Source organism: Candidatus Culexarchaeum yellowstonense (assembly GCF_024707025.1).
GTDB lineage: Archaea > Thermoproteota > Methanomethylicia > Culexarchaeales > Culexarchaeaceae > Culexarchaeum.
Genome location: NZ_JANGFQ010000150.1, coordinates 1 through 5,807 on the forward strand (window position 1 = coordinate 1; position 5,807 = coordinate 5,807).

Annotated in this window: 7 protein-coding genes; all 7 read right to left on the bottom strand. The window is 43.0% G+C overall.

The window, feature by feature from the left end; genetic code table 11:
* Positions 1–18: 18 nt before the first annotated feature.
* Positions 19–453: a 3-hydroxyacyl-CoA dehydrogenase family protein gene (locus MRT15_RS09935; protein ID WP_304329939.1), complete on the bottom strand. Its 435-nt coding sequence runs from the start codon at positions 451–453 to the stop codon at positions 19–21.
* Positions 450–785, bottom strand: a complete 336-nt coding sequence (locus MRT15_RS09940; protein WP_304329940.1) for a hypothetical protein — start codon at positions 783–785, stop codon at positions 450–452. Before MRT15_RS09940 ends, MRT15_RS09935 begins: the two co-directional genes overlap by 4 nt.
* A 6-nt stretch (positions 786–791) precedes the next feature.
* Positions 792–1,457 carry an MBL fold metallo-hydrolase gene (locus MRT15_RS09945; protein ID WP_304329941.1) on the bottom strand — a complete coding sequence of 222 codons (666 nt, stop codon included), beginning with the start codon at positions 1,455–1,457 and terminating at the stop codon, positions 792–794.
* A 32-nt stretch (positions 1,458–1,489) separates the two neighbouring features.
* On the bottom strand, positions 1,490–1,798 hold the full coding sequence (locus MRT15_RS09950) for a winged helix-turn-helix domain-containing protein (RefSeq protein ID WP_304329942.1): 309 nt from the start codon (positions 1,796–1,798) through the stop codon (positions 1,490–1,492).
* Between the two features lie 97 nt (positions 1,799–1,895).
* Positions 1,896–3,452: a hypothetical protein gene (locus tag MRT15_RS09955; protein ID WP_304329943.1), complete on the bottom strand. Its 1,557-nt coding sequence runs from the start codon at positions 3,450–3,452 to the stop codon at positions 1,896–1,898.
* Complete coding sequence (locus MRT15_RS09960; protein WP_304329944.1) at positions 3,440–5,080, bottom strand: ATPase, T2SS/T4P/T4SS family; 1,641 nt, start codon at positions 5,078–5,080, stop codon at positions 3,440–3,442. The genes MRT15_RS09955 and MRT15_RS09960 overlap by 13 nt, the downstream gene beginning before the upstream one ends.
* Positions 5,077–5,807, bottom strand: a 731-nt coding sequence (locus tag MRT15_RS09965) for an ATPase domain-containing protein (RefSeq protein WP_304329945.1), incomplete at its 5' end; no start/stop codon positions are given. The genes MRT15_RS09960 and MRT15_RS09965, both read right to left, overlap by 4 nt.

The following is a 5,807-nucleotide window of genomic DNA, read 5'->3' on the forward strand; positions in this document are numbered from 1 at the left end:
TGGGTTGAAGAAGTGTAGTCAAATGACTTTCTCTGGTCTTTTGGTGTATGAGGCGAGTAGGGTTATGCTTATGCTGCTGGTGTTTGAGGCTAGTATGCATTCAGCTTTACAGTGTTTGTCGAGTTCTTGGAATACTTGCTTCTTAACCTCTGCATCTTCGAACACAGCCTCAATAACTAAGTCCACATCTCCATGGGCGAGTTCTTCTAGGCTATTGCATGGCTTTACCCGTTTGAGCACTGCTTCAGCTTCCACTTGGGTTTTGGCCCCCTTCTCCACAGCTCTCTCCATCATCTTTTTAATGGTGTTCAATGCATCCGCAACTGCTTCGGATTTCACATCGTATATTAATGTTTCGTAGCCTGCTTCAGCTGTGACTTGAGCTATCCCCCTCCCCATAGTTCCAGCACCCACAATTCCCACGCGTTTAACTTCCACCATCACTCTTTTCACCTCACCCTTGTTCCTGGTGGTGCTTCACTTATGACTGTGAGCCAAACTGGTTTTCCATCGACGTCTGCGGCTAGTAGCATTCCCATGCTCTCCACACCCCCAATTACTTTTGGTTTGAGGTTTACTAGGGCTATGAGGAGTTTCCCTTCAAGGTCGCTTGGCTTATAGTGTTCTGCACCCCCCGCCACGATAACCCTCTTCCCCAAATCTCCTAGATCCACTGTCACCTTGTATAGTTTGCTCCTTCCAGGTATGGGTTCAACTTTTAATGCTCTGCAAACCCTAATATCCAGTTTCCCGAAGAACTCTAAATCCACATATCCCCCACTCATAGATTTTCACCATTTGAAAACATATTTCCCTCCAGTTTTAGCTGCAGTGAAACCTACACCAGGCAACTCTTTGGCTAGAAGCCTCCCAAACTCTTCCATTTCAGCTTCCGAGCCATGCACAGCCATTACATGTTTAGGCTTCAAATCTAAAGCCATCCTATAAGCATCCCTCGGGGAGGCTGTGGGTGATGGTGTTCCGCAGGGGAGTATGGCTAAATCCACTGGGCTTAGTTTGGCTAGATCCACGTATCCAGAGTCTCCTCCATGGAATATCCTAACCCCAGCGGCTTCAACCAGGTATAGTGTTATTGGCCCAACATGTTTCCCCCTAATCCCAGTCACCTTTACCCCTTCAACCTCCAATGTTTTACCATGCTCCGCTGAGTGTAGCCTTCCAGTTTCCACTATGCCTTTAAGTTTGCCAATCATGGCTGGTTCAACTATGACCTTGCAATCCAACTTCTTGGTTAGTGTTTTTAGGGTTTCAGCGTTGTAGTGGTCGTAGTGGTCGTGTGTGTATAGGATTATTAGGGGTTTGCATTTTATGAGGGGTTCCATGGTTTTGGAGTCAATCATGTTGGCTGGGTCGAATAATAGTCCAACATCTCCAATTTTTATTGTGATTCCGGAGTAGCCTAGGTATTGTGTGTGGATTTCCTTTGTGTTTTTCATGTTTAATATTTTGTTGTTGGTGGCTTTTAACTTTAACGGGTTTTTATGTATTGGTTTATTTTGTTTATGAGGTTTTGGTATTCTTGTAGGAATGTTTTCCCCTTTTCTGTGAGTTTTAGTCCTGTGTTGTCCCATGTTATTAGGTCTAGGTATGATAGTTCTTGTAGTCTTTCTTTTAGTCTTTTTGTGTTTAGGTTTGATTTGTAGAGGACGTGTGTTATTTTTGCGCGTTTTGTTGGGCTTGTGCTGCTTAGTTGCTGTATTGCTTCTAGGATGTTTAGGTATATTGTTATTCTGTCTCTGCGTTTTAGGAATCTTGCTGTTCTGTCCTCCATCATCATTTTGTTTCCCCCAGAGGTGTTTTCGGCTTTGGGGGTGATTCCATATTGCAATTTATTGGAATTTCAGCATATAATCTTTTCCATTTTTTTGCAGTTTTCATGTTATTGGTGTTAGTTTTGTTATTGTGTTTGTGAATATTTCTGCTGTTGCCCATGATATTCCCCCCACTGTTAGGAGTATGGATGTGTTGAGGGTGATTCTCCATTTGTATCCTCCTCTAACTATGGTCATGGCTGCAGCGTTTATTGTGGAGATGATGTATGTGAAGATCATGTTTGCTATGGTTATGGTTTGTGTGGGGATTGTGTTTATGGGTATGTATTGTATTGGTAGGGTGGGTATTATGGATGTGAATTGTGTGAGTGTGTTGGTTACTGCTATTAGTAGGATTATGGTTATTGGGTGCATCATCATTATTACTGTGTCCATGGTTTTCGCTGTGGTTAATCGTCTCTTCCTCATTTCCAGTATTTTTATTGTTGTGTCTGCTATGGTTTTGCTTGTCTGTATTGGTGGTGCTCCTACTCTTATGCTGTCCACTAGCATTTGGTTCATTATTCTTATGGTGTGGCTTCCCGTTTCTTCTGCCATGAGTTTGAAGGATTTTTCTATGTCTAATCCAAGGTTTATCCAGCTTAATGTGTGCTGTATCCCCCTTCTTAATGGTCCTAGGTGTATGTTTTTTGTGTATTCTAGGGCTGCTTTTGGGTTTAGTGTTGTGGCTAGGTTTTCTCCTAGGGTTTTTATTAGTGTGGGGTAGTATTCATCTATTGTTTGCACTCTTTTCTCTAGGTTTCTCGCTAGGATTCCCAGTGGTAGGAGGGTTAGGCCGCTGGAGGTTATGGCTATTGGTGGTATGTGTGTGGCTGTGTATGTGGTTATGGCTATGGTTATGGATGCGGGTATTGTGATGGCTGCCGTCATTCTTATTGTTTTGTGGATTGGATGGTCTTTTTCAAGGTACATCATTATGTCTTTTGGTGCTGTGCTCCATAGGGCTATTATTAGTGTGGCTGTGGAGGCTGCTGCGGCTATGTATGCTAGGGTTATGGTGTTTGGGTTTATGGTGAATAGGCTCATGGCTATCACCATGATTATTATGACTGCTGCTATGCTTTGGAATGTTCCGTATACTCCGCTTAGCATTCTCAGGGTTTCTAGGCTTCTCCCCTGTTGTCCCATGTATTCCTCCATTATGGTGACGTGTTCCAGTTCTAGGTAGTCTTTTGGTTTTGTTGTGGAGAGGGCTTCAGCCATTCTTGTGAGTATGTCTTTTAGTGGTGGTTTTACTGTTTTTGCCACTTGGGCTATGGCTTTCGTTAGTCCTAGGCTCATGTTTATGGCGAGGTTTATTATGTTTTTGAAGGTTTCCCCGTATTCCCTGTATTCCTCTTTTCTGGCTATGCTTTCTATTATTTCTCTTGGTTCTGTTAGTCCTAGGGATAGTGTGTACATGTGGGTTATGGCTAGGACTAGTTTTATGTTTAGTTGTCCTGGTCCCGCTGTTTTCCTTGTTAGTAGGATTATGGTTGTGGAGGCTGTTATGGTGGCTGTGGCTATTGCGGCTGTGTAGTTGGCTTGTAGGGTTAGTAGTATGGTTAGGGTTAGGGTGATTGTTGTGGTGGCTGTGAGGGTTAGTGTTAGTTTGTCCATGGTTTTTCGCCTCTCAATATTTTTTGGTGTACTGCTTCTATGCCTGTTTTCGCTGTTTCAATCATTGTTCTCCATAGGTCTAGGTATCTTGGCGCGTTTCTCATGTGCCACTCTATTATTTCTGCTCTCATCTTCATTTCCCTGTATAGTTGGTCTAGTTTGTCTCTTCCCCATCCCCTGTAGGGGAGTACTTTTGTTTCTAGTAGCATGCTCATTCCAGTGTAGTCTAGTTTGTCTCTGTCTGGGTCGTATATGAAGGTGGGTAGGTATAGTAGGTTTCCCGTGTTTGGGTTGTATCCCAGTATCTCGTTTACTGTTGTGACTCTCCTTATGAATTTCCCTCCCCTCTCTATTCTTGATTGGAATATGGTTATGTTTAGTCCGTCTAGCTGTGTTTTTGGGACGTTTATTGGGTCTGAGGTTAGTCTTTGGAATAGTTGTGTTAGTGTTCCTGCGTGGAATGTGGCTATTACTGGGTGTCCAGTGTTTATGGCTTGGAAGGCTATTCTCCCCTCTTCCCCTCTTATTTCGCCTATTACTATGTAGTCTGGTCTTTGTCTTAGGGCTGCTTTTACTAGGTCGAACATGGTTACTGGGCTTCCCGTGTGTAGTCTTGTGACTTCTCTAACCCAGTTTTTGTGTGGTAGCCTCACTTCTGGGGTTTCCTCTATGCTTACTATTTTGCTGTAGTATGGTATGAAGGGGAGGAGGGCTGTTAGTGTTGTGGTTTTCCCTGAGGCTGTTTCTCCGCATATCATTATTGATACCCCTATTTCCATGAGCATCCACATGTATGCCGCCATTTCGGGTGTGAGTGTGCCGTATTGGCATAGTTGGGCTATGGAGAGTGGTTCTTTTGCGAATTTTCTTATGGTGAAGTTGCTTCCCTGTAGGCTTATGTCTTCTCCGAATACTATGTTTAGTCTGCTTCCGTCTGGTAGGTGTATGTCTAGGATTGGGTTTGCGTGGCTTATTATTTTCCCATGTCTTTCCGCCATGCTTCTCAGTACCCTGTCTATTTCTCTTCTGTCTACGTTTATGTTGGATTCTAGGTATCCGTATGCTCTGTGGTATACGAATATGTTTCCTGCTCCTGGTATGCTTATGTCTTCGAGCATTTCGTCTAGTAGGAATGGGTCTAGGAATCCGTATCCCAGTTTCTCTCTTAGCATGTGGTATATGATGTTTTGCTCCTGTTCCCCCTTCACCTTTATTTTCGCTTTTCTTATGGCTTTTGGTGTTAGTCTTCTTATGGTTTCCTCCTTGTTTTCCATGGTTACTTCTATGTTTTCTTCCATTACTATTTTTGCGAGGGCTTCCTCCACTTTCTCCATGATTTCCTGTGGGGGTTTCTCTGGCTCTATTATTATGTATCTTCTCTCTAATGGTTTTATGTGTATGAATATTTTGTTGGGGAGTGGGTATATTGTTTCTTCTGTGGTTTGTTTTGTTAGTTCTGGTTTGGGTTGGTATGTGGGTTTCTGTTTTAGGGTTTTTAGGTATATTTGTAGGTGTGGGTTGAGTTTTTCCGCTTCTTCCAGTGTTTGTGGGGGTGTCTCAGCTTCGGGGGGTTTCCCTGTTTTTGGTGTTTCTGTTTTTCTGGGTTTTAGTTTTCCCAGTATATTCATATGGTGACCTCTCCTATGGGGAGTACTCTTAATCCTAGGGTTGGGTTTATTTCTAGGTTTATTATGGGTGTTCTTTCTCCGCTGCTCCCCCAGAGTTTCACTATTCTTAGTGTTTTTACTTGTATTCCTCCTATGGTTTTGTTTTCCAGTGTGAGGTATACTTCGCTGGAGGCTTTTACTACTCTGGCTACTTCTGGGTCTATGAAGTTTGGGTGGAATGTGAGTATTACTGTTTTCCCCTTTGTGATTAGGTTTCTTGTTCTTGTGATGAAGGTGAGTATTTGGGTGTTTTCCACGTTTAGGGATAGGCTGCTTAGGTCGTCTATGAGTATGCATTTTATTTTTGAGTTTTTGTTTTCCACGAATTTTGTTAGGGTTTGGAGGAAGTATGGTGCTAGGTGTTTGCTCCAGGCTCCCTCCCTTATGTGGAGTGAGTATACCTTTAGTTTTCCTGTGAGGTATTCTCTTGTTACGTCTAGTTTTATTGTCTTCATCATTTTCACGTATTCCTTTGTGGTGGTTTCTGTGGTTATGGCTATGCTGTTTATCCCCTGTTTTAGTATGCTGTATAGTATGTATTGTGATATTACTGTTTTTCCACTTCCATGATCCCCTTCTATGGAGATTAGGCTTGGGGTTGGTATTCCCCCTCCGAAGGCTTTGTTTAGTTCTGGTGTGGGGAGGGGGATTATTTGTGTTTCCATGTTTATCCTGCCCCTGTCGTCTG